The following is a 23615-nucleotide window of genomic DNA, read 5'->3' as shown; positions in this document are numbered from 1 at the left end:
CTCGTTCGGCATGGCGGTCAGGAGCACCCAGAGAAATGGAGGCAAGGGCGAAATGGAAGCAAGGGACGAACCGGAGGCTCGTCCCTTGCTGCTTGATGTTACGCCGGCTCAGTTGGTGAGCGCGAATGTCTCCAGCTTGGCGGCATTGTCGCCATTGACCAGGACGCAATCCATCAATTGCTTTTCCTCGGCCGGAGACTTCTTGTTCTTGATGAAGTCGTTGGCCTGCTCGACCGCCATCTGCGCCTGCGCGAAGGCCGGCTGCAGGACTGTCGCCTTGATGCCGCCGGAGGTGATCGAATCGCGCACGTCGTTCGACCCGTCGAAGCCGACGACGATGACGTCCTTGCGGCCGGCAGCGGCAAGTGCCGCATAAGCGCCCATCGCCATCGTGTCGTTGCCGGAGATCACGCCCTTGATATCGGGATTGGCCTGGAGGATCGATTCCATCTTTGAATAGGCCTCGGTCTGGCTCCAATTGGCCGACTGCTGCGCCACCATCTTCAGGTCCGGATAGTCGTCGATGACGTCGTGGTAACCCTTGGAGCGGATGCCGGCATTGGTGTCGGATTCCTTGCCGACGAGCTCGACGAAATTACCCTTCTCGCCCATCAGCTTGACGAATTCCTGTGCGCCGAGCTGGGCGCCCTGATAATTGTTGGAGACGATCTGCGCGACGGCAACGCCGGTGGCATTGATCTCGCGATCGATCAGGAAGGAAGGAACGCCCGCGTCCTTGGCCTTCTGCACCGCGGCGACGGTGGCGTCGGCGCCGGCATTATCGAGGATGATCGCCTTGGCGCCGCGGCCAATCGCCGTGTCGATCAATTCGGACTGCTTGTTGGCGTCGTCGTCATGGACGAGCACCAACGCCTCGTAACCGAGTTCCTTGGCCTTGGCCTCCGCGCCGACAGCTTCCGCCTTGAAGAACGGATTGTCATGCGAGGGCGTGATGATGGCGATCAAATCCGCCGCATAGGCGGGTGCGGCGGTGCCAAGCGCCAGCATGCCGGCAAAAGCCGCAAGCGTCATTCTGCGTGTCAGTTTCATGTATTCCTCCCGTTGAAAATCCGTGCCTTATCCCAAGGCTATATGCATTCGATTTCGTTAGCCGGCCGTAGGCGGCGGGTCGCGTCAGATTCACAAGCCTTGCCGGCTTCACTTCGACGGATCGCTCCCCCTATCCTCCACTCATCCAGCGCCTGATCCTGCTGCGAAGCTTGACGGTCCGATCCATCGAACAGCTAAGCCAACTGGTATGATGAGTCAATGACAATTACAGGTGACATGTTCCGGAAGACGCGTCGCTGCCCTCAAGTGATGCGCTGAATGCTCGCGGCAATCTCCTCCGGCTCGAACACCCGCTTCCAGTCGTCTCGCATCAGCACCGGCTTGCCGAACTCTATCGCCTTGTTGCAGGCGTCGGAGAACACGCCTTTGGTCTCGCCGAAGATGACGGCGCCAAGCACGTTCATATGGCCAAGCAGGAAGTCGAGCGCCGCCTGCTTGTCGACCCCGCGCGCCACCACCTCGTCAACGGCCTCCTTCATGACGACGAGCAGCGAAGCGCATACCGTTTCCGAAAGGCCGGGCTCGAGCAGCGCCATCTGATCGACGGTGACGCGATGCGAGCGCATGACCGGGGCCCAGATGATCTTGGCGATCGCCTCACCCCTGGCGAAATCCTCCTCCGGTCCCTGCATCAAGGCGCTGACCATGTGCTGCTTGGCCTTGACGCCGCCGAAATAGTCCTTCTTCGCCGCCATGTCGGTCTCGTCGTTGAAGATCGGCGGATGGCACGGGTGGGTGACGAAATAGGTCAGGTCCGGCCGCTTCGGCAAATGCCCGGCGAAAGGTGCCGCGGCGTCGAGCACGACGACCATCGTGCCTGATGCAAGCTTGCTCTCGATACTCGCCGCGACCTTGCCGATGTGCGTGTCCGGAACCGCCAGGATCACCACATCGGCGCCATCAAGCGCCTCATCGGCGCTGACGGCATCGATGCCGAGGCCCGACTTAAGCCGCTCGCGGCCGGCGTCGCTGACCTCGACATGGCGTATCGTATAGGGAGATCCGCGAAAATTGGTCGACAGACGGTAACCCATTTTGCCGCCCGCACCAAACAGCGCAATCGTTGTCATGTGTCCGTTACTCCTGAATTCCAACGACGGCCCTGCCGATCGTTATCCCATTGACTTGTGAGCACATTGCCGCCGGTTGGCGGATTAGAGAACGCAGGGGAGCCGCCGCTCAAATGACGATGCCATGGACGATGTCTCGGGCGCCCGGATGTCCAGCACAGCGCAGCTACGCGGAGCATGCTACCTCAGGTACACATTATACCAGCATACCAAATTGGCAAGCGGCCATGGCACGGCTCTGACCACTTGCTCGGCCGTCGTTTACCTCCTGTTCAACGGCAATGAGCGATCATCGCGCTGAACCGCCGATCGGCGGGATGATTCGCAGCCGACAAAGGCCCATGCTCGAAACGTCACTCTACAGCCCGGTCAAGGCCTTCCTGGAAGGCCTGGGATTTATGGTCAAGGGCGAGATCGGCGGCTGCGATCTGCTGGCGCTGAGTGCCGACTCTCCACCGATCGTCGTCATCTGCGAGCTGAAGCTGAAGTTCAACCTCGAACTCGTCCTCCAGGGCGTCGACCGTATGGCGGCGAGCGACGAGGTCTGGCTAGCGGCATGCATGTCGGCCCGCGGCAAGGGCCGTGAGAGCGATGTGAGATACCGCAATCTCTGCCGTCGGCTCGGCTTAGGCCTGCTTGGCGTGCGACCGAACGGCGAGGTTCAGGTGCTGCTCAGCCCGACGGCATTGGCTCCGCGTCGCGATCCCCGGCGCCGCTCGAAGCTAATTGACGAACATCGGCGTCGGCAGGGCGATCCTGTCGCCGGCGGCGGCTCGCGTGCGCCGATCATGACCGCTTATCGCCAGCAGGCGCTGGCATGCGCCGCAGCCCTCGCCGACGGCCCAAAGCGGCCGCGTGACTTGAAGCCCAACCTGCCGAACGCGCCTAAGATCCTGCTGCACAATGTGTATCGCTGGTTCGCACGCACCGATCGCGGGATCTACGAACTGACCGCTCAGGGCCGTGAGGCGTTGCAGCGCTGGCCGCAGCCCGATCGCAGCCACACCGCTGCCTGAGACAGGCAACGCCGGATTTCGCGCCCTGCTTTCCGCGACAATCACGGCTTTCGGCAAGACATCACCTCGGTCACGGAACCATATTTCGACACGATGGTTTTGTCGTCACCGAATTGATCGTCCGCTGAGCAAACGGAAGGAACGGCCATGCGCCTATCGACGACAATTGCCACACTTTCGGCGCTGGCCCTTGCCTCGCCGGTCTATGCGCAATCCGTGGGACCAGAGCTTGCCCCTGTCCCGCCGACGGCCCCGCAAACCCTGCCAGAGCAAGCCACGCCCGAAGGGACCACTCCCGACCAGACTACACCTGACCAAGCCTTCTCCGCCCAGAATTTCACCGCAGTGACAATCGTGGCGATGGAGGATCTGCCTCCTGACATCAAGGCACAGGCGGAGGCCGTCGTCACCCAGACCAGCGCCGAGGATTTGCGCATCCTGCAAAGTTCGATCGACGCATCCCCGCAGGCGGCATCGGCGCTGGCGGCGAACGGGCTTAATTCCACGCAGGTCGTGGCGGCCAATATCGACGGCGACGGCACGCTGACGCTGATCATCCAGACGACGACGTGAGCGGCTGAAAGCGGACAAGCCGGCTCCGGCACGGAAACGAAGGCCGCCCGATCGCGGAGGACTGTCATGGCCGAGGCTGCAGTTCGCAACTTCACCATCAATTTCGGGCCACAACATCCCTCCGCTCACGGCGTCCTGCGGCTGGTGCTCGAACTCGACGGCGAGATCGTGGAACGCGCCGATCCCCACATCGGCCTGCTGCATCGCGGCACCGAAAAGCTCATCGAGTACAAGAACTACCTGCAGGCCTTGCCCTATTTCGACCGGCTCGACTACGTCGCGCCGATGAACCAGGAGCATGCATTCTGTCTCGCCGCCGAGAAGCTCCTCGAAATATCGGTTCCGAAACGCGGACAGCTCATCCGCGTGCTTTTCTGCGAAATAGGCCGGCTGTTATCGCACCTCCTCAACGTCACCACGCAAGCCATGGACATCGGCGCGCTGACGCCGCCGCTCTGGGGTTTCGCCGAGCGCGAGAAGCTGATGGTCTTTTATGAGCGCGCGTCCGGCGCCCGCATGCACGCGAATTATTTCAGGGTCGGCGGCGTGCATCAGGATCTGCCGCCGGAACTCCTCGACGACATCTGGAAGTTCTGCGATCCGTTCCTCAAGGTCTGCGACAATCTCGAAGAGCTGTTGACCGAGAACCGCATTTTCAAGCAGCGCAATGTCGATGTCGGCGTGATCGGCCTCGACGATGCCTGGGCCTGGGGCTTTTCCGGCGTGATGGTGCGCGGATCGGGCGCGTCCTGGGACCTGCGCAAGGCGCAGCCATACGAATGCTATTCGGAGATGGATTTCGATATCCCAGTCGGCAAGCATGGCGACTGCTACGACCGCTATCTCGTCCGCATGGAGGAAATGCGCCAGTCGGTCCGGATCATGCGGCAATGTCTGGAAATGTTGCGCTCACCAGAAGGTCAGGGGCCGGTCGCGATCCCGAACCGCAAGATCACGCCGCCGCCGCGTGCCACGATGAAGCGCTCGATGGAAGCGACGATCCACCACTTCAAACTTTATACCGAAGGCATTCGCGTGCCGAGCGGTGAAGTCTATGCCGCCGTCGAGGCGCCGAAGGGTGAATTCGGCGTCTACCTCGTGTCGGACGGGGGCAACATTCCCTACCGATGCAAGATCCGCGCACCTTCCTTCGCCCACCTGCAAGCGATGGATTTCCTGTCCCGAGGCCATATGATCGCCGATGTTGCCGCGATCATCGGCTCGCTCGACATCGTGTTCGGAGAAATCGATCGCTAGTTTAGCCAGGTCGCAGGATCTTCCCCGATCGCAGGATCATTCGTCGTTAGTAGCCGCGCAGGCAGGCCTGGACGGCGCTCGACCGCCGGTCAGACGAAGGCCCTCACCTGCGGCGGGCCAGCTCAAATTCTCACATCAAGGACGCACGCATGGCCGCGACAAGGCGCAGCCAAGCGTCGAGGAGTTTCACAATCTGCGCGGCCCGACGGGGCACGAGCCCTTCCAAGTTCGGAAGCGCTCTCCACGGCGCGGAAAGAACGCGTGTTCCGCCGTTCCTCGTACCGCCTCAATGCACGATCAAGCCCTTCATCCAGGCAACAAATCTGTTGCCGCGAACTATCCCGCGCACCCTGGCAGCGGCCCATCTCGCTTGCATCGTAGCGCCGACATGGCAATGGCAGACGATTTGGTGCAACTGCCGGTCGCTCAGTTCGAAGAAGCGCTTTGCCTCACCATAGGTATCATCGCTGAGGCCCATGGCACGCAGAACCGGATCCTCGAAGGCGACAGTGAGCGGCGTCCCAGCGCCACGCGATCTGTCACGCGCTTCCCTGTTCATATATTCGGTGCCTGGAAGCGCCCCAAGGCATCGCGTCGGATTTTGTTCGAGAAGTTCCGCCCAACGTTCAATCCGCTGGGTTCGAGTCATCGCCGGATACGCCGCGAAGGACTCAACTTCCGCGACGGCCTGCAGTTGGTCGAGTGTTTGATGTTTCATGGTCGGCTCCTGTCGACAGGTGAATTCGCCCACGCCTACATGAGCAATTATCGCGCCATGGAGCGCTGACAAGGCCGGACCGTCGCAACATGAGGCGTACGGATCACCTGCCCGGTGAAGCGGCGCTCGAATTCCGACGCGCCCCCGCCTGTGTTCGATGTCGACCCGTTAACCGAACCCGTTTCCGGACAGGAACTTTTGCGGAAGCTTGCCGTTTGGCTTTGCGTCCGCTTCGGCGGCTGCAATATCAGTCTTGAAAGCAATTCCGTTGGACACGAAGCCTCAACGCGTCGAGCAAGACGTCGAGCCTGTAAATGAAACCCGGGAGCAACCGGCCCCGGTTCGAGAATCTCGTGAGCGATCGGCAGAGCCCCGGCAGGAAAAACCCGACGGGAATGCCTCGCAACGAAAGGCCGGTCTGCTCGGCTTTCCCAGGCGCCATCCCTATGCGGCCGCAGCCATCGCGCTTGCGCTGTTGCTCGTCGCGGCAGGCATCGCGATCTGGTGGCTGAACGCTCGCCAGTACGAATCGACCGACGACGCCTTCATAGATGCGCGCACAGTGATGATCGGTGCGCAAATAGCCGGCCGCATTACCGAGCTGGCGGTTACCGACAATCAGCATGTACAGGCGGGCGATGTCCTCCTGCGTATCGACGACAGCGACTATCAGGCAAACCTGAAGCAGGCCGATGCCGGCGTCGCCGCGGCCGAGGCCGAAATCGTCAATGTCGCCGCCCAGATCGAGGCTCAAAACGCAAAGGTAAACGCTGCCCAGAGGCAGGTTGCACAGGCCAAGGCAGCGCTGGATTTCGCCAAGGCCGAGGATCAACGCAATCGCGAACTCCTGGCCAGGGGCACAGCAACGCAGCAGCAGGCGCAGCAGGCGGCATCGACGTTGCGTCAGGACCAGGCCGCGCTGGACAGCGCCGAGGCCAATGTCGCCTCCGCAAAAAGCCAGGTTTCGGTCTTGCAGGCACAGGCCAGGAGCGCCGAGGCGCAGCTCGAGCAGGCAAAGGCCAGCCAGGAGCAAGCCCGCACGACGCTGTCGCGCACGACTATCACAGCACCCGCAGCCGGGCGCGCAACGAGCATTTCCGCCGCTAAGGGCACCTACGCCCAACCCGGCCAGGTATTGATGATGTTCGTTCCCGACGAGGTCTGGGTGAAGGCCAATTTCAAGGAGACGCAGCTCGATCTGATGCGGCAGGGACAGCCGGTCGACATCGACATCGACGCCTACCCGGACAAGTCCTTCCATGGCCGCGTCGACAGTATCCAGGCCGGCAGCGGCACCGCCTTCAGCCTCCTGCCGGCCGAAAATGCCACCGGCAATTACGTCAAGGTGGTGCAGCGCGTGCCGGTCAAGATCGTCTTCGACAAGCCGCCGGATGTGCTTCTCGGGCCAGGCCTGTCGGTGGTGCCGACGGTCAAGGTGCGATGAACGGCGAAACCACCAGAAATCAGGGCGAAAGCCGATCCGCCGCCGGGACACACAATCCGTGGCTCATCGCCGTCGTCGTCTCCATCGCCACTTTCATGCTGGTGCTGGACACCTCGATCGCCAATGTCGCCCTGCGCAACATCGCCGGCAGCCTGGCGGCCGGAATGGATGAAAGCACCTGGGTGATTACCACCTATCTCGTTGCCAACTCGGTGATCATTCCGGTCAGCGGCTGGCTGGCAAGCGTCATCGGCCGAAAGCGCTACTACATGCTCTGCGTGGCGACCTTCACCGTCGCGTCGCTGCTGTGCGGACTGGCGCCCAACCTGGAACTGCTCATCCTGTTCAGGGTCCTTCAGGGCCTCGGCGGCGGCGGCATGGCGCCAAGCGAGCAATCGATCCTTGCCGACACCTTTCCGCCTGAAAAGCGCTCGCAGGCCTTCGCGCTTTACGGCATTGCCGTCATCGTCGCACCGACGGTCGGGCCGACGATCGGCGGCTGGCTGACCGACCATTTCTCCTGGCACTGGATCTTCTTCATCAACGTGCCGTTCGGCATCCTGTCGCTGGCCCTGGTGCAATGGCTGTTGGTCGAACCGGACGTACTCGAACGCGAACGCAAGGAACGGCTGAAGGGCGGCCTGAAGATCGACGGGATCGGGTTCGTCCTGGTGGCGACGGCCTTGGGGTGCCTGGAGATTTTTCTCGACCGGGGCCAGCGCTACGATTGGTTCGCCTCGGATTTCATCACCACTTTCGCAGTGATTTCCGCGATCGCGTTCCTGCTGCTTATCCCATGGGAACTCAGTCGCAGCGATCCGGTCGTCGACATGCGTCTATTGTTCACGCGCCAATTCGGCACGGCCTTCCTGGTCATGATGGCGGTCGGTGCTATCCTGTTCAGCACCACCCAGATCGTGCCGCAGCTGCAGCAGACGACATTTGCCTACACCGCGACGCTCTCGGGCCTTTCGATGATGCCGGGCGGCATCGCCATGCTGATCTTGATGCCGGTATCCGGATTTGTAGGCACCATCGTGCAGCCCAAATACCTGATCATGATGGGCATGTCGGTGGTCGCAGTGGCCCTTTGGCATATGACCTCGCTCACCCCGGACGCCAGCTTCCGCTTCTTTGCCTTTGCCCGTGTTTTCCTGATGGTCGGGCTGCCGTTCCTGTTCATTCCCATCTCGACCGCGGCCTATGTCGGCCTGCCCCCGCAGAAGACCAACCAGGCATCGGCGCTGATCAACGTTGCACGCAATATCGGCGGCAGCATCGGCGTCTCGCTGTCCAACACCGTCATTGCGCAAAGCTCCCAGATCCATCAATCGAATCTGGTCGGCCACACCGTGCAGTCGTCGCCCGCCTATCAGCAGGCGCTTCGGCACGCGACCGAGCATTTCGTCGCCCAGGGTTCGCCGATGGTCGAGGCGAAGCAGCAGGCGATCGGCTGGCTTGGCCAGTTGATCGCCCGCCAGGCCACGCTGCTCGCCTATGTCGATGTCTTCCGCTACTGCGCGGTGGCAACCGCCCTGCTCGTTCCGCTTGCTCTGCTGCTGCGATCAAGCAAGTCGGGCAGCAGACAGGCGAATCCGGAGATGGGCTGACCAGAAGGCGGGAACCAGCTGACCCATTGCGTTGTTCTGCGCCAAGAGGAGATGATCACGATGGCCACTATTCCCACACCCGAGCCAACCCCGACCCCGGTGCCGCCGCCTCCCATCCCCGATCCCAAGCCCGTGCGTGAGCCGGACCCCGACAGGCTCCCCGACGAGGACCCCATTCCCAATCCGGATGAAAACGATATTCCGCCGAAGCGGGCGTTCAACATCTAGCCTATTAGATTTCGAGCACAGCGTAGGGGCGGCCGGTCGGCTTGGCGACATGCATGGCAACGTTATAGACCGACGCCCCGCCCGGTGTGCGGCCCTCGTAGGCGCCGCGATGCGCATGGCCATGCACCACCGCGCTAACCTGGAACCGGTCTATTGTCTCGGCCAGGCGTGACGAACCGAGAAACGGGAAGATCTCCAGCGGCTCGCCTTCGACCGTCTCGACGACAGGCGCATAGTGCAGAACGACAAGCGTGCGTTTGGCGCGGACCTGCCGCATTGCGTTTTCAAGCCGCATCGCTTCGTTCACGCTTTCCGCCACCATCGACTTGATCGCCGGTTCGCCGAAGGAGCCGAGCATGCGCGATCCAAAACCGCCAACGAAACCCTTGACCCCGACGAACCCGACCTCGTGAATCTCCGTCGCCTCGCCGTCGAGCAGGTGAACGCCCGCCTGGCGCAGAATGTCGGTGACCTGCTCGACGGCGCCTGACTCATAGTCGTGATTGCCAAGTACGGCGACGACCGGGATCGTGCAGGCACGCAGTTCCTCGGCAAGGATTTCGGCCTCCCGAGGCTTGCCGAGATTGGTAAGGTCGCCGGTCAGCACGAGAACCTGGGCTGCACGCGACATCTCGCCGAAAAGATCGCGGTACGAGGCCTGGTCCTCCTTGCCGACATGCAGATCGCCAATGGCGGCGACTTTGAGTGCGCTGCCGTTTTCCGCCTTCGGCGAAGCAGTTTCGAGCTCGTCAGCCATTGCTATGTTCTCCTTCACCGCCGACGTCGGCAAAACCCCAGTCGTTGACGTCGATCTCATAGTCAGTTCGTGAAAGCATGCGCCCACGGCAGATTTTCATCCGGGAAGGTGGCAATTCGCGCTGCTTGGCCAGCCGGTCAAGCAGCTCGTCGAGCAGCCAGGCGGGCACGCGGCCCCGCTCCGTCGGATAGATCCATCGGAAGTTCAAGAGATGCATCAGCAGAACTTCCCAATGAACTTCCATGTAGGAAAGCAGCCTTTGCCAGTCGATCTGGTCGTGGGCCTTGAGGATGGTGTGCGAGATGTCGGCACCATCGTGGCGACCGCGGTCCTGGATGAAACTTTTGGACCAGATAAGCTCGGTGGGCCCGATGATCCGCACCTGGCTGCCCAGCAATTCGCCCTGACGGGCGTGCTCCAGCCACTGGTCGTCGACAGGCATTGTGCCGTTCATCGAGGCGAAAATGACGTCGAAAAAATGGGTGCCCTTGAACACTTTGCCGAGCCACCGGTCGTCCTCGACCACGACGGCGTAGCCGATCTGCTTAAAATGGGCGAGGATGCGCGGGCAGTCGCCGGCCTTGCAGAAAATGTCGAGATCCTTGGTCTGGCGGATGATCCCGGTATAGGCGCTTACGGCATAGGTGCCGGCGACGAGAAAGGGGATGCCGGTCGCGACAAGTTCGCGGATCGCTTCGATATAAAAGACCTCCGCTTCGGCATTGCGAAGCGTCGGGGCGGCTTTTGGATCGACCGACGGAACGGATGCCGGGATAGCACTTTTCGGTGGAGGATCGATGATCATAAGCAATGGCTCCTGGCCCGGCAGACCAGCAGCCGCCTGTATCTAATAGCCAAGCATGCCCGATGGTTCCCGCCGTTACGCGGCACTGCCGCTCTCGCCTGCTGCATCAGGCGGACACGCCGCCGTGGCAGGCCTTCGAAGCGGTCATGGTTGTCGGCTGCGGCGCGGCCCTAAAATGATATGTGAGCGGTCATTTTTGACGTCAAGATCGCAGCGCGGTCAGCCTCAAGCACGTCGAGGCGGAGTGGGCCCGCTATCGTCCTCGGGTTCGGAAAGGATTGGCTTCAACATGGTTCCCGAGCTGTCGGAGGCGCTGCGCACTCGGCGCAACAGCCACTTGAGCGCCCGTGGCCAGACCGACTCTGTTTGCCGGAAAGCTGCAGGCGGCGTGGCGAAAAGGCCATTCTCCATTTTGTAGTCCCTCACTGTCTCAGTCCAATCAGCGTTCTTCAACGAGCAAAGCTTGTGTTGGTTCCGCGTCGCCATCGGCGGGAGCACGGGCTGGACAGGCGAAGTCATCGTTGGTGGGTTCGAGCGGGCTGGCCCTCTGCAGCGAAATCAGTGGCCTCGGCGATCAAGTCGCGGAATTCAGCCCACTAGCCGGCGGGATTCAGCTCGTATCCTAATGCGCCGGCTCTGGACACGACCCGCGAAGGCTGAAATTGTGATCGGCATTTTCCAGTTGCAAATTTGGTTGGGCTCGGCGGGGATGGCGCTGGTTTCTGAAGACATTGCCAGCCATCCGGCACTGCGTCGCCATGTCCAGGCTCAGTCGCGGACGCTTCTCCAGACCTATGAAGCGAACCCGCGGCGTATTCGCCACGCAACAGCGTTGGCTGATGGCCCATATCGGCCTTGGCTTGTATTTCAATCGAGAGCCGGATGATCATCGCAAGGGACTTACGTCCGCACGGTTCATGGACGACATCTGCCGGCATTCGGTGGCCAGCCGCAACACCGCCGATGCCTTCCTGAAGGAGATGCTGCATTACGGTTTCATCCGGCATCTGCCGATTAAATATGGGCGCATCCGCCCCTTTGAGCCGGCCGCGGGCACTCTGGAGACGGTTGCCGGCTGGGTCATGGCTCATCTCAAAACGCTGGACAGCCTGGACGGTGGATCTCGACTGGCTGCATTCGTCGTACAACCGGATGTGCTCGCCAAACTGCAGCCGCTGGTGGCCGACGGCCTGCTTTCGTCGCATGCCGTGCGGCAGCCAAAACAGACTTTTTCCTTGTTCACCTGGCTCGACAATGGCGGCATCGTCATGGATTGGCTGATGTCCGGCGTCGACCCCGATCATGCCGACCTGGACCGAATCCCGACCGGTGTCGTCTCAATCGGAGATTTCGCGAACTGGCTCAAGCTTTCCCGCACTCACCTGTCACGCAAATTGCGCGATGCCGAGGAACTCGGCAGCATCGGCTGGCTGGGCCAGCGCGGTCACTCGGTCATGTGGGTGTCGAGCGAGTTCTATCAGGAATACATGACCGCCCAGGCGGTCAAGCTCGCCATCATCGATGCAGCCTTCGACAATTGTGTTGTAACTTCCGAAACTAGCTGAACCGCGAGCCGACCGCCGTCGTGGCAGCCTTGGCGCCGCCGCGACGGAGGTCTGGCTTTTCAAGCGATGTCGAACGACACGCCCTGCGCAAGCGGCAGCGCCTTGGAATAATTCACCGTATTGGTGGCGCGCCGCATATAGGCCTTCCAGGCATCGGACCCCGACTCGCGGCCGCCGCCGGTCTCCTTCTCGCCACCGAAGGCACCGCCGATCTCGGCCCCTGACGTGCCTATATTGACGTTGGCGATACCGCAGTCCGATCCGTCGACGCTAAGAAAGCGCTCGGATTCCTGCAGGTCGCGGGTAAAGATCGAGGATGACAGCCCCGCTCCCACCGCATTGTGTTCTTCTAGCACGGTGTCGAAGTCCGAATATTTCATCATATAGAGGATGGGCGCGAAGGTTTCCTCCGTCACCGGCGAAACCTGCCGCGGCATTTCGACCAGCGCCGGACGCACATAGTAGGCCTCGGGGTGACCGTTCTCGACCCGCATTCCGCCGGTTATCTTACCGCCATGCGAAGCCGCCTCCTCCAGCGCCTTCTGCATATTCTCGTAGGCAGCCTTGTCGATCAGCGGGCCAACCAGAGCGCTTGTCTCCAGCGGATTGCCGACCGAGACGCTCTCATAAGCCTTCTTCAGGCGCGGAACGAGCTGGTCATAGACGCTCTCATGCACGAACAGGCGCCTGAGCGTCGTGCAGCGCTGGCCGGCCGTGCCCATGGCGCCGAAGGCGATGGCGCGGAGCGCCATGTCCAGATCGGCCGTCGGGCAGACGATGCCGGCATTGTTGCCGCCGAGCTCCAGCACCGCACGGGCAAAGCGCTTCGCCAGCCGTGGGCCGACATCCCTGCCCATGCGCGTCGAGCCGGTGGCCGAGACCAGCGGCACCTTCGGATGGTCAACCAGGATCTCGCCGACGGCACGGTCGCCGATCAGCACCGGCGCCAGGCCCTGCGGCGCGTCCGTGCCAAAACGCTTTACCGCGCGTGCAAAAATCGCTTCGCAGGCGAGCGCCGTCAGCGGCGTCTTCTCGGACGGTTTCCACACCACCGCGTCGCCGCAGACCAGCGCAAGTGCCGCGTTCCACGACCATACCGCCACCGGAAAGTTGAAGGCCGAAATGACGCCGACGACGCCGAGCGGATGCCAGGTTTCCATCATGCGATGGCCGGGACGCTCGGTGGCGATGGTCAGGCCGTACAATTGCCGGGAAAGACCGACGGCGAAATCGCAGATGTCGATCATCTCCTGCACTTCGCCAAGACCCTCGGACGGGATCTTGCCGACCTCGATCGATACCAACCGGCCAAGCTCGGTCTTGTAAATGCGCAATTCCTCGCCGAGCAGCCGCACCAGCTCGCCACGCTTGGGAGCTGGCACCTGCCGCCACGCCAGGAAAGCCTTGTGGGCCTTGTCGATGGTCGTTGCCGCATCGGCCGGCGAGATGGTCTTCAGCGCGGCGATCTGCTCGCCGGTCACCGGGCTGCGCACGATGAGGTCGCCGCCCGTAAGCGCGCCCTCGGCAACGCCCAGTTTCGCCAGAAGCCCGGCCGTTTCCTTCGCAATCGTCATTTCGTTTCGTCCCTTTCAGATCCCGTCGCTCATATGGCGTCGGTCCAAGCTTTTCGCCATACCGGTTCCCTGCCGGTCGGCATACCAGGCGCTGTCATGGCGTGGCATTACGCGTTTCAGGGAGAAATCGCCACCCCGGCATGGTCCAAGCCGGCGTCCGACTGTTGAACCAGCCAGATAGAGCGAATCAGTGTGCCGTCTTGGCGGTTTCCCGCACGGCGCTTTCTTTCATCAGCCGGTCGATATGCATGCGGATATGCGCTGCCTCGGCGGCCGTATTGGCAAGCGCGATAGCGCGGTCGAAAGCGACGCGCGCCTCCTCGCCGCGGCCAAGCTGCATCAGCAGTCCGCCCTTGAGGCCGAAGAAATGGAAATAGCCGGAAAGCCTTCCCTCCAGCGGCTCGATCATGGCGAGTGCGGCTTCCGGTCCACGCACCTTGGAGACCGCGACGGCGCGGTTGAGCGTCACCACCGGCGACGGCTGCATCTGCTCGAGCAGGCCGTAGAGCAGGTCGATCTCGTTCCAGTCCGTGTCCTCGGGCTTTTCCGCCCGCGCATGCAGTGCGGCGATCGCCGCTTGCACCTGGTAGGGACCGGGCTTGCGATGGCGCAACGCCTTATCGACCAGCGCCAAGCCTTCATCGATCATCTTGCGGCTCCACAGGCTGCGGTCCTGGTCTTCGAGCAGCACGATCTCGCCGTTCTCGTCGAAGCGAGCCGGCGAGCGTGCATGCTGCAGCAGCACCAGCGCCGTCAGCCCCATGATCTCCGGCTCGGTCTGGAACAGCCTGAGCAGCAACCGGGCCAGCCGGATCGCCTCTTCGCAAAGCGGCGCACGCGCCGAAGCCTCGCCGCTGTTGCTGGAATAGCCTTCGTTGAAGATCAAGTAGACCATGGCGGCGACGGCGGCGAGCCGTTCGGAGCGCTCGACCGCTCCCGGCGTCTCGAACGGCACCCCGGCGTCGGCGATACGCGCCTTGGCGCGCGTGATACGCTGCTCCATGGCGCTTTCACCAACGAGGAAGGCGCGGGCGATCTGCTTGACCGTCAGGCCGGAGACGATGCGTAACGCCACCGCGATCTGCTGTGTGGCCGGCAGGTCGGGATGGCAGCAGATGAACAGCAGCCGCAAAATATCGTCGCGATAATGCGCGCCGTCCAGCCGCTCGGCGACGTCGCTCTCGGCATCCTCCAGATCGGAGATCTGGTCCTCCTCCGGCAGCGGCGCCTGCTTGGCGCGCTTGCGCACCGCATCGATGCCGCTGTTGCGGCCGACGAAGATCAGCCAGGCTGCCGGATCGCGCGGAGGACCGTTTTTCGGCCAGTTGTTCAGTGCCCTCAGGCAGGCGTCCTGGAATGCTTCCTCCGCCGCGTCGAGGTCGCGGAAGTAGCGCAGCAATGCCCCCATCACCTGCGGGCGAGCGGTGCTGATTGCTGTGCTGATCCAGGCGAGTTCGGTCATGCGGAAACCTTGGCGGGATTGAAGAGCGAGACCGGCCGGATTTCATAGGAGCCGCCGCTCGGGTTGACCTCGGAAAGCTCGCGCGCGAAGTCGACGGCCTCATCGAGGTCGGCGCATTCGAGCGTGTAGAAGCCGAGGAACTGTTCCTTGGTTTCGGCAAACGGGCCGTCGATGACCACCGCTTCGCCCTTGATCTTCCTCAGCGTCGTCGCCGCCGTCGTCGGCAAGAGCCGCGCCACCGGGCCAAGCCGTCCCGCCTGGGCATATTTTTCCTGCACGCCGAGGAGTTTTTCCATGACCGCATCATCCTGCTCCTTGCTCCAGGAGCAGACGACGTCTTCAGAGGCATAGCAGAGGATCGCGTAGAGCATGGGTCGTCCTTTTCTCTGTCAAAGGACGAAACACTAGGACCGATCCCGACACCGCGTCGACAAAAAAATACGCTCCGTCCGGTGTCATTCCCTCGCCTTCAGCCATCTCAAGACCAAGGCCTCCTCGTCGTCGAGCCCAGCGATCGAGCGCTTGCCTTTGTTGGCATCCGCCATTTCGTCCAGCAGCCGTCCTTCGGACCAGGCGCGGAACACTTCCGGATGGATGTAGCATTGGCGACAAACCGCGCGCGTATTGCCGAGCCGCTCGGCAACCTTGTCGATGACATTGTTCATCACCCGCTTTTGCTGCGCCTGGCTTTCCGGACGCTCGGTTTGCGCAAACAGCGACGCCGCATGGATGGTGCCACCCCAGGTTCTGAAGTGCTTGGAGCTGAACTCCGCTCCGGCGTTCTCCCTGATATAGCGGTTGACGTCGTCTGAGCGCACCGGATGCCTGTTTCCGTCCTCGTCGAGATACTGGAACAGTTTTTGGCCCGGCAGGTCCTGCGCTCCACGCACGACCTTGGCAATCCGGCGATCGACAAGCTTCAATCTCCATTCCTTACCGGATTTACCGATGAAGGCAAAACGCAGGCTCGAGCCCTTGATGTCGACATGGCGGTCACGCAGCGTGGTCAGCCCAAAACTCTTGTTGTAGCGGGCATAGGCGGCATTGCCGACACGGATCATCGTGTTGTCGAGCAGCCAGACGATAGCCGCAACGACGCGTTCCAGCGGCAGGCCGTGACGGCGCAAATCGACGTCGATCTGCCGCCGCAGTTCGGGCAGGCTTTCGGCGAAGGCGATCAGGCTCGAATATTTGACGCCGTCACGCTCCTCCGCCCAGTGCGGGTGATAGCGGTATTGTTTGCGGCCGCGCTGGTCCCGACCGGTCGCCTGGATGTGACCGTCGGCATCCGGCGAGATCCACACATCCGTCCAGGCCGGTGGAATGGCGAGCGCCTTGATGCGTGCCAGCGCCTCCCCGTCGACAATCCGCCCGTCGGGTCCTTTGTACGAGAACCCCTTGCCCGAACGCAGCCGGCGAATACCGGGTTCAGTGTCGGTGACATAGTTGAGCGAGGCCCGAACGGCCGAGGCTTGCGCGCCGTTCTCCAGCGCTCCGTTCTGCGGCACCCCGTTTTTTGGTGCAGCTTTCCTCACAGCCGATCGGCCAGACGACGACCCGGATTTGTCCAGCATGTCCTCTCCACGGAATTTCCGTAGATAAGCCGCTTGCCGGCTGCGGGTTCCACCGCCTTTTGATTGCCAGGACAGATTGACGACGACGCCGTGCAACGAGGAGGTGCCGTCACGCCTTTTCGAGCACGACCGGTATGACGTCGACTGCCTGCTCGCCAACCTGCCCGCCAGTGGTTTTCAGCACGCCGACGATCGGCGCCACGTCCGAGTAGTCGCGGCCATAGCCGACCGTGATATGGTCGTTGCTTGCCCGCATGCCGTTGGTCGGATCGAATTCCTGCCAGCCGGCATCGCGCCCGCACCAAACCTTGACCCAGGCATGCATGGCGTCGGCGCCTTCGAGCCGCGGCTTCCCACGTGGCGGGATGGTGCGCAAAAACCCGCTGACATAGCCTGCAGGAATGCCGAGGCCGCGCAGGCCGGCGATCATGATGTGGGAAAAATCCTGGCAGACGCCGCGCTTCAAGCCGAAGGCGTCGCTGGCCCGCGTCTGCACCGTGGTCGCCTCGCCGTCATAGGTGAAATCGCGGTGAATGCGGTTGCACAGAGCCGTGGCCGTGCCGACCGTCGAACTGCCGGCGCTGCCTTTCGCATAGGCAGTGATTGCCGCGTCGATGCCGGCATGATCGCTGGCGGCCAGAAAGTGATGCGGCGAAGCCGGCGCCAGCGAGTGCACTGCGCCGAGTTCTTCCCTCAGCCGGCGTATGTCCGGCGATACGTCGAGCCCGGGTTCGGGCCGCGACACTGAAACACGCGCGCTCATCCTGATGTCGAGCGCATCATGCGCGTCACGAAAGGCGATCGAGGTGACACTGTTGCCGAAAAAGTCGGAAAAGTCGGAACGTTCGCTGGGCGCCGGCACAAAAGACAGTGAAGCGGCGATGACGCGCTGCACGCCAGGGATGGTCGGCGGCAGCACGCGCACCTGATGGCGGCCGCCGCCGGCCGCCGCATCATAGTCGTAACGCAGGTGAAGCCTGATGTCGTAGAGCATGCTGTCTCTACCCGAAATAGGCTTTGGCGAGGCTGTTGTAGAGCCCGCCGATTTCATTGGCGAGATCGCCGAGGGCCTTGGCCGTCATGTCCGAGGGCTCCTTGATGGCGATCGACGTGTTGAGCTGCAGGATTTCCTTGGCCGCCGGCGACATATGGCCTTCAGCGCCGACAGCGGGCAGCAGCGCGATTTCGGCTTTCAGCCGTTCGAGCTGGAAAAGGATTGAGCGCGGGTTGAGCGGATCGAGCGCCAGAAGGTCGACCACGGTGCGCCGCCCCGCCTGCACCGGATATTGCCGACGGTGCGTCATGACGCTGTCGCCGATCTCCAGCATCATGTCGAGCGCGCCTTCCGGCGCCTGGGCTCTGGTCAGCCGGGCGAGCGTGCGGGCGATCTGGATGCCGCGTTCGAGCCTGCGGCCGATTTCCAGGAAACGCCAGCCGGCAAAGCGGTACATGTTCTCGTGCAGCAGGCCGGAAAACCCGGCCAGCTTGCGCAGGATGACCGTCATTGCCCTTGTCGCGTCGTCGCCCGGCGCCACTGTCGCGGCAAATTGATGGATGGTCTTCGACAGATCCTTCAATGCCAGCCAGCCATCGGGCGAGAAGCGGTCGCGGATCTGCCCGGCGCTGTAAACGGCGCTGTCCAGCGTGCCGATGAGCCCCAATGGGATTGCCGTCTCGACGTCGATGCCGAACGGCGCGAGATAGTCGCTGATATCGGCGAGCAGCGGCATCTCGGGATCGGATGTCTCGGCCAGCCGCACATGGTAGGCGCGCAGGATGCGCACCGTGTCTTCCGACCGCTCGATATAGCGGCCGAGCCATGTCAGGTTCTCAGCCGCGCGGCTGGGCAGGCTGCCCGGCAAGGTTCGGGTGAAGCTGTCGTGCTCCTGCGGCAGCAGCGTCTCGCGCTCGACCGGCCTGTCGCTGACCACCCAGACATCCGCCGCCTGGCCGCCGCGCTGCATGGCGATGGCCGTCGGGTCGAGCGAAAAGCCGACACGGGCAAAACCGCCCGGCATCACGGTCCAGCCTTCCGGCGTCCGCGCCAGATAGACGCGCAGGCTTGCCGGCCGCGGCTCCAGCCAGCCGCCGACATAGACAGGGGTGGTCGACAGCGTCACCGCTTCCTGGCCGACGAAGTCGCCGCCGTCCCGTTCGATCCTGGCGACGAGTTCGGCCCGTTCCTCGACCGACAGCGCTGACCCGAGCTTGGTCGAGCCGTCGTCCTCGAAGGCAAGCCGCGTCGACAGCGCCGGGCCGATCACCATGCCATCGATGTTGGCGAGCACATGCTCGCGCTCCGTCTCCTGCCCGCACCACCATGTCGCGACCGTCGGCAGCAGCAGTTCCTCATTGCGCAGGGCGCGCGAAATCTTCGGCAGGAAGGCGAGCAGCGCGCGCGTCTCCATCAGACCGGAACCCAGTGCATTGACGGCCGAAACCGCCCCTTGCCGGACCGCTTCGACCAGCCCCGGCGTGCCGATCTGCGAGTCCGGCCGCAATTCAAGCGGATCGGCGAAGGCGGCGTCGAGCCGCCGCCACAAGACGCTCACNGATCTGCGAGTCCGGCCGCAATTCAAGCGGAACGGCGAAGGCGGCGTCGAGCCGCCGCCACAAGACGCTCACCGGCATCAGCCCCGAAACCGTGCGCACCATCAGCCTGCCGCCGGAGACGGTCAGGTCCTCGCCCTCGAGCAGCATGATGCCGAGATAGCGGGCGATATAGGCATGTTCGTAATAGGTTTCGTTCAGCGGTCCCGGCGTCAGGATGGCGACACGGCCGCCGGCTTGCTTGGCCATGCCGATCAGCGCGTCGCGGAAGCGACGGAAGAAGCCGGCCAGGCGGTGCACATGCATTTCGCCGTAGATGTCGGACAGCGCCCTCGTGGTGGCGACGCGGTTCTCCAGCGCGAAGCCGGCGCCCGACGGCGCCTGTGTGCGGTCGCCAAGCACCCACCAGCGGCCGTCCGGGCCACGACCGAGCTCGAAGGCGCAGAAATGCAGGAAATGGCCGCTGGCCGGCCTGGTGCCGACGACCGGCCGCAAATATTCCGGGCTGGCCGCGATCAATCCGGCCGGCAGAATGCCTTTCTCGACCAGCCGGTTCGGCCCGTAAATGTCGGCGATGGTCTCCTCGAACAGATCGGCGCGCTGGACCAGGCCGGCGCTGATACCAGCCCATTCCTGCTCCTCGATCAGCAGCGGCACATGCGCCAGCGGCCATTCCCGCTCGTTGGCGCCGGCCTTGTCGTAGACGCGGTAATAGACGCCGGCATCGCGCAGGTACTGGTCGGCGCGGGCGAAGCGCTGGGCAATTTTTTCCGGCCCCAGGTCCTCCAGCGCCTCGATGAAGTGCCGCCAGGCCGGCCGCGGATTGCCCGACGCATCGACCATCTCGTCGACGACGCCGTCGATCGGCTGATAGTGCTCCAGCAGACTGTGGGTTTGCGGCTTGCTGCGCAGCCTTTTGTGATTCCCCTTCGCCATGGCTGATCAGAGTCTTTGCGGCCGCCGAAGGTCAAGGGTCATCGGGAAATCTTCAGAGGCTTCTTCGTTGCGCAGCACATAGCTGGACGGCGTATGGCCACGTGGCTCGAAGCGGGCGAGCCGCCGCGCCTCCGCTTCGTTGCCATTGACCGGGAAGGTGTCATAGCTGCGCCCGCCGGGATGTGCCACATGGTAGACGCAGCCGCCGACCGCGCGGCCCGACCAGCGGTCATAGATGTCGAAGACTAGCGGGGTGTTGACCGGTAGCGCCGGATGCAGGCCCGACGCCGGCTGCCAGGCCTTGAAGCGCACGCCGGCCACTGCGATCTCGCGGTTGTCGGTCACCTTCATCGGCACGACGCGGCCGTTGCAGACGACGGCGTGACGCTCCGGGTTGAGCCCATCGGTCTTCACCTGCAGCCTTTCGACGGAGGAATCGACAAAGCGTACGGTGCCGCCGATCGCGCCTTGCTCGCCCATCACGTGCCACGGCTCGAGCGCCTGCCTGAGCTCCAGCTTGACGCCGGCATGCTGGACCTCGCCGCAGAACGGGAAGCGGAATTCGAGCTGGGCGTCGAACCATTCCGGACGGAACGCAAAGCCGTTCAGCTTGAGGTCGTCCAGCACGTCGAGAAAATCCCCCCAGACATAATGCGGCAGCATGAAACGGTCGTGCAGCGAGGTGCCCCAGCGCACGAAGCGGCCGTCGAGCGGGTTCTTCCAGGCCCGGGCGATGATGGCGCGCACCAGCAATTGCTGCGCCAGGCTCATGCGCGCGTTGGGCGGCATCTCGAAGCCGCGGAATTCGACCAGCCCGAGCCGGCCGGTCGGCCCGTCCGGCGAAAACAATTTGTCGATGCAGATTTCCGAGCGATGCGTATTGCCCGTCACGTCGGTCAGAAGGTTGCGGAACAGCCGGTCGACCAGCCACGGCAGGGGTGCCGCGCCCTTGTCCGGATGTGGCACCTGCGCCATCGCGATTTCGAGTTCGTAGAGCGAATCGTGGCGCGCCTCGTCGAAGCGCGGCGCCTGGCTGGTCGGGCCGATGAACAGGCCGGAGAACAAATAGGACAGCGACGGATGTCGCTGCCATTGCAGCACCAGGCTCTTCAACAGGTCGGGGCGGCGCAGGAACGGACTGTCATTGGGCGTGGCGCCGCCGACGACGACGTGGTTGCCGCCGCCGGTGCCGGTGTGGCGGCCGTCGATCATGAACTTGTCGGCGCCAAGCCGCGTCTGCCGCGCCTCTTCGTAGATCGCCGTGGTCGTCGCCACGCAATCCTGCCAATTCGCGGCGGGGTGGATATTGACCTCGATGACGCCGGGATCGGGTGCGACACGGATGACGTTGAGGCGCGGATCGTGCGGCGGGCCGTAGCCCTCGATGTGCACCGGCAGGCCGATCGCCCTTGCCGCGTTCTCCGCCGCCGCCACCAGTTCGAGATAGTCCTCCAGCGCCTCGACCGGCGGCATGAACACACAAAGCCGTCCGTCGCGCGGCTCGACCGAAAGGGCCGTGCGCACGGCGCCGCCGATCTCGGTAATCTCCTGTTCAACGCGGTCCTGCTGGCCGGTAACGGCCGTAAAGGATACCGCCTGCTGGCGTCGCGCCATCTCGTCGGCGCCCTCCAGTTCGGCCGCAGCGGGCGACGAAGCAGAACCGGGCAAGATCGCCTCACGCGCCGGCAGTGGTCCGCGCGGCAGCGATGGATCGACCGGGACTATGTAGGGAAACTGCGCCGGCGGCACATAGGGCAGCGTGCCGAGCGGCAGGCGGTAGCCGACCGGCGAATCGCCGGGCACCAGGAACAGCCTGCCGCGCCGCGTCTTCCATTTCTCCGAGCGCCAGCGCGGTCCGGAAGCCTGGCTGTTCCAGCGCTGGACGGGCAGCACATAGCCCGACGGCTTGGTCAGCCCGCGTTCGAACACCCGCGCCATGCGGCTGCGCTCCTCCGGATCCTCCAGCTTCGAATTGGAAGGATCGACGTTGTCAGGCAGCTTGCCTTCCTTGAGCAGCCACTCGGCCGGATCCTCATAGGCTTCGCTGACCATCGTCTTGTCGATGCCGAGTTCGTCGGCGATCGCCGTCAGCAGGCCTTCGGCCTGCTTCGGTCCGACATCCGCCTCGCTCTTTTCATGCGCGATCAGCGACGGGTCGCTCCACACCGGCTCGCCGTCGGTGCGCCAGTAGAGCGAGAAGGTCCAGCGCGGCAGGCTTTCGCCGGGGTACCATTTGCCCTGTCCGTAATGCAGGAAGCCGCCCGGCGCGAAGCGTTCGCGCAGCCGGCGGATCAGCGCGTCGGCCTTTTCGCGTTTGGTCGGCCCGACGGCGGCGGTGTTCCACTCTGCAGCCTCGAAATCGTCGATCGAGACGAAGGTCGGCTCGCCGCCCATGGTCAGCCGCACGTCGCCGGCCTGGAGCGCAGCATCGACCTGGACCCCCAGCGCGTCCAGCGCCTGCCAGCTCTCGTCGGAGAACGGCTTGGTGATGCGCGGATGCTCGGCGATGCGGTCTACCCGCATGTCGAAGCCGAATTCGACATTGGCGAAGCTCGCCATGCCGGAGATCGGCGCGGCATTGCGGAAATGCGGCGTTGCCGCGAGCGGCACATGGCTTTCGCCGGTGAGCAGGCCGGAGGTCGGGTCGAAGCCGATCCAGCCGGCGCCCGGCAGATACACCTCGCACCAGGCATGGAGGTCGGTGAAATCGGTCGCCGTGCCGGGCGGCCCGTCGAGCGCAACGAGGTCGGGTTTGAGCTGGATCAGGTAGCCGGAGACGAAACGCGCGGCGATGCCGAGGTTCCTCAGTATCTGCACCAGGAGCCAGCTGGAATCGCGGCACGACCCCTTGCCGGCGGCCAGCGTTTCCTCGGGCGAGAAGACGCCGGTTTCCATGCGCACGATATAGGCGATCTCGCGCTGCAGCCGCGCATTGAGGTCGACGACAAAATTGACGGTGTTGGTCGGGTGGCGCGCGAGGGTTTTCAGGAATGCCTCCAACAGCGGCCCCGCCGGTTCCGGCGTTCGGTAGATGGTCAGATCGTCCCGGATCTCTTCGGGGTATTCGAACGGAAACGTCTCGGCCGACGGTTCGACGAAGAAATCGAACGGATTGTAGACCGTCATGTCGGCAACGAGATCGACCTCGATCTTCAACTCCGTCACCGGCTCGGGAAAGACGAAACGGGCAAGGAAATTGCCGTAGGGGTCCTGCTGCAAATTGACGAAGTGGTTTGCCGGCCCGACCTTCAGCGAATGGCTGAGCACTTTGGTGCGGGAATGCGGCGCAGGCTGCAACCTTATGACTTGCGGGCCCAAGACGACCGGCCGGTCGTATTTGTAGTGGGTCAGGTGATAGACGGCTGCCAGAATTGCCATGGTGCCCCTGAAGTCGGCGTTTCAAAA

17 protein-coding genes and 2 pseudogenes are annotated in these 23615 nt (G+C 63.3%); 7 read left to right on the top strand and 12 right to left on the bottom strand.

Annotated elements, in window-relative coordinates; genetic code table 11:
- Positions 1 to 108: 108 nt before the first annotated feature.
- Entirely contained in the window at positions 109 to 1050 is a 942-nt protein-coding gene (locus X773_RS47955; RefSeq protein ID WP_023675475.1) for a D-ribose ABC transporter substrate-binding protein, read from the bottom strand.
- A gap of 263 nt (positions 1051 to 1313) precedes the next feature.
- Positions 1314 to 2141, bottom strand: a complete 828-nt coding sequence (locus X773_RS47950; protein ID WP_023675474.1) for a phosphogluconate dehydrogenase C-terminal domain-containing protein — start codon at positions 2139 to 2141, stop codon at positions 1314 to 1316.
- Between the two features lie 341 nt (positions 2142 to 2482).
- On the opposite strand from X773_RS47950, the gene X773_RS47945 reads away from it, so the two are divergent.
- From X773_RS47945 to X773_RS47935, 3 genes are all read left to right on the top strand, one after another.
- Positions 2483 to 3157 carry a DUF2161 family putative PD-(D/E)XK-type phosphodiesterase gene (locus X773_RS47945; RefSeq protein ID WP_023675473.1) on the top strand — a complete coding sequence of 225 codons (675 nt, stop codon included), beginning with the start codon at positions 2483 to 2485 and terminating at the stop codon, positions 3155 to 3157.
- Between the two features lie 147 nt (positions 3158 to 3304).
- Positions 3305 to 3730: a hypothetical protein gene (locus X773_RS47940; RefSeq protein WP_023675471.1), complete on the top strand. Its 426-nt coding sequence runs from the start codon at positions 3305 to 3307 to the stop codon at positions 3728 to 3730.
- A 66-nt stretch (positions 3731 to 3796) separates the two neighbouring features.
- Positions 3797 to 4987, top strand: a complete 1191-nt coding sequence (locus tag X773_RS47935; RefSeq protein ID WP_023675470.1) for an NADH-quinone oxidoreductase subunit D — start codon at positions 3797 to 3799, stop codon at positions 4985 to 4987.
- A 286-nt stretch (positions 4988 to 5273) separates the two neighbouring features.
- Here X773_RS47935 and X773_RS77965 read toward each other — a convergent pair whose 3' ends face one another.
- On the bottom strand, positions 5274 to 5705 hold the full coding sequence (locus X773_RS77965) for a hypothetical protein (protein WP_023675469.1): 432 nt from the start codon (positions 5703 to 5705) through the stop codon (positions 5274 to 5276).
- 475 nt (positions 5706 to 6180) lie between these two features.
- Here X773_RS77965 and X773_RS47925 point away from each other — a divergent pair, with 475 nt between their 5' ends.
- The 3 genes from X773_RS47925 to X773_RS77270 are packed head-to-tail and all read left to right on the top strand — an operon-like array spanning position 6181 to position 8987.
- The gene (locus X773_RS47925) at positions 6181 to 7149 is read left to right on the top strand and encodes an HlyD family secretion protein (RefSeq protein ID WP_245274638.1); all 969 of its coding nucleotides are present in this window, start codon (positions 6181 to 6183) and stop codon (positions 7147 to 7149) included.
- Positions 7146 to 8759 carry a DHA2 family efflux MFS transporter permease subunit gene (locus tag X773_RS47920; protein ID WP_023675467.1) on the top strand — a complete coding sequence of 538 codons (1614 nt, stop codon included), beginning with the start codon at positions 7146 to 7148 and terminating at the stop codon, positions 8757 to 8759. The genes X773_RS47925 and X773_RS47920 overlap by 4 nt, the downstream gene beginning before the upstream one ends.
- A 60-nt stretch (positions 8760 to 8819) precedes the next feature.
- Positions 8820 to 8987: a hypothetical protein gene (locus X773_RS77270; protein ID WP_084640998.1), complete on the top strand. Its 168-nt coding sequence runs from the start codon at positions 8820 to 8822 to the stop codon at positions 8985 to 8987.
- Between the two features lie 4 nt (positions 8988 to 8991).
- Here X773_RS77270 and X773_RS47915 read toward each other — a convergent pair whose 3' ends face one another.
- Positions 8992 to 9744 (bottom strand): metallophosphoesterase, encoded by a 753-nt coding sequence (locus X773_RS47915; RefSeq protein ID WP_023675466.1) that lies wholly within the window; start codon positions 9742 to 9744, stop codon positions 8992 to 8994.
- A complete protein-coding gene (locus X773_RS47910) occupies positions 9737 to 10549 on the bottom strand; it encodes a nucleotidyltransferase (protein ID WP_023675465.1) in 813 nt (270 codons plus the stop codon). The genes X773_RS47915 and X773_RS47910 overlap by 8 nt, the downstream gene beginning before the upstream one ends.
- A 709-nt stretch (positions 10550 to 11258) precedes the next feature.
- Here X773_RS47910 and X773_RS47905 point away from each other — a divergent pair.
- Positions 11259 to 12114, top strand: a pseudogene (locus X773_RS47905) (hypothetical protein).
- Positions 12115 to 12173: 59 nt separating this feature from the next.
- Here X773_RS47905 and X773_RS47900 read toward each other — a convergent pair.
- The 7 genes and pseudogenes from X773_RS47900 to X773_RS47870 all read right to left on the bottom strand — a co-directional run bounded on the left by X773_RS47900 (position 12174) and on the right by X773_RS47870 (position 23588).
- Positions 12174 to 13688 carry an aldehyde dehydrogenase family protein gene (locus tag X773_RS47900; protein WP_023675464.1) on the bottom strand — a complete coding sequence of 505 codons (1515 nt, stop codon included), beginning with the start codon at positions 13686 to 13688 and terminating at the stop codon, positions 12174 to 12176.
- 187 nt (positions 13689 to 13875) lie between these two features.
- On the bottom strand, positions 13876 to 15150 hold the full coding sequence (locus X773_RS47895) for an RNA polymerase sigma factor (protein WP_023675463.1): 1275 nt from the start codon (positions 15148 to 15150) through the stop codon (positions 13876 to 13878).
- Complete coding sequence (locus X773_RS47890) at positions 15147 to 15521, bottom strand: YciI family protein (protein ID WP_023675462.1); 375 nt, start codon at positions 15519 to 15521, stop codon at positions 15147 to 15149. Before X773_RS47890 ends, X773_RS47895 begins: the two co-directional genes overlap by 4 nt.
- An 84-nt stretch (positions 15522 to 15605) precedes the next feature.
- Positions 15606 to 16724, bottom strand: a complete 1119-nt coding sequence (locus X773_RS47885; protein WP_023675461.1) for a DNA topoisomerase IB — start codon at positions 16722 to 16724, stop codon at positions 15606 to 15608.
- 109 nt (positions 16725 to 16833) lie between these two features.
- The gene (locus X773_RS47880; protein ID WP_023675460.1) at positions 16834 to 17718 is read right to left on the bottom strand and encodes a transglutaminase family protein; all 885 of its coding nucleotides are present in this window, start codon (positions 17716 to 17718) and stop codon (positions 16834 to 16836) included.
- Positions 17719 to 17725: 7 nt separating this feature from the next.
- Positions 17726 to 20210, bottom strand: a pseudogene (locus X773_RS47875) (circularly permuted type 2 ATP-grasp protein).
- 6 nt (positions 20211 to 20216) lie between these two features.
- Entirely contained in the window at positions 20217 to 23588 is a 3372-nt protein-coding gene (locus tag X773_RS47870) for a transglutaminase family protein (RefSeq protein WP_023675459.1), read from the bottom strand.
- Positions 23589 to 23615: the final 27 nt, after the last annotated feature.

The sequence above is a fragment of the Mesorhizobium sp. LSJC280B00 genome, from assembly GCF_000502835.1.
In the GTDB taxonomy this organism is placed as follows: domain Bacteria; phylum Pseudomonadota; class Alphaproteobacteria; order Rhizobiales; family Rhizobiaceae; genus Mesorhizobium.
The sequence above is the reverse complement of the archived record's forward strand: the minus strand, read 5'-3'. Positions and strand labels throughout refer to the sequence as shown.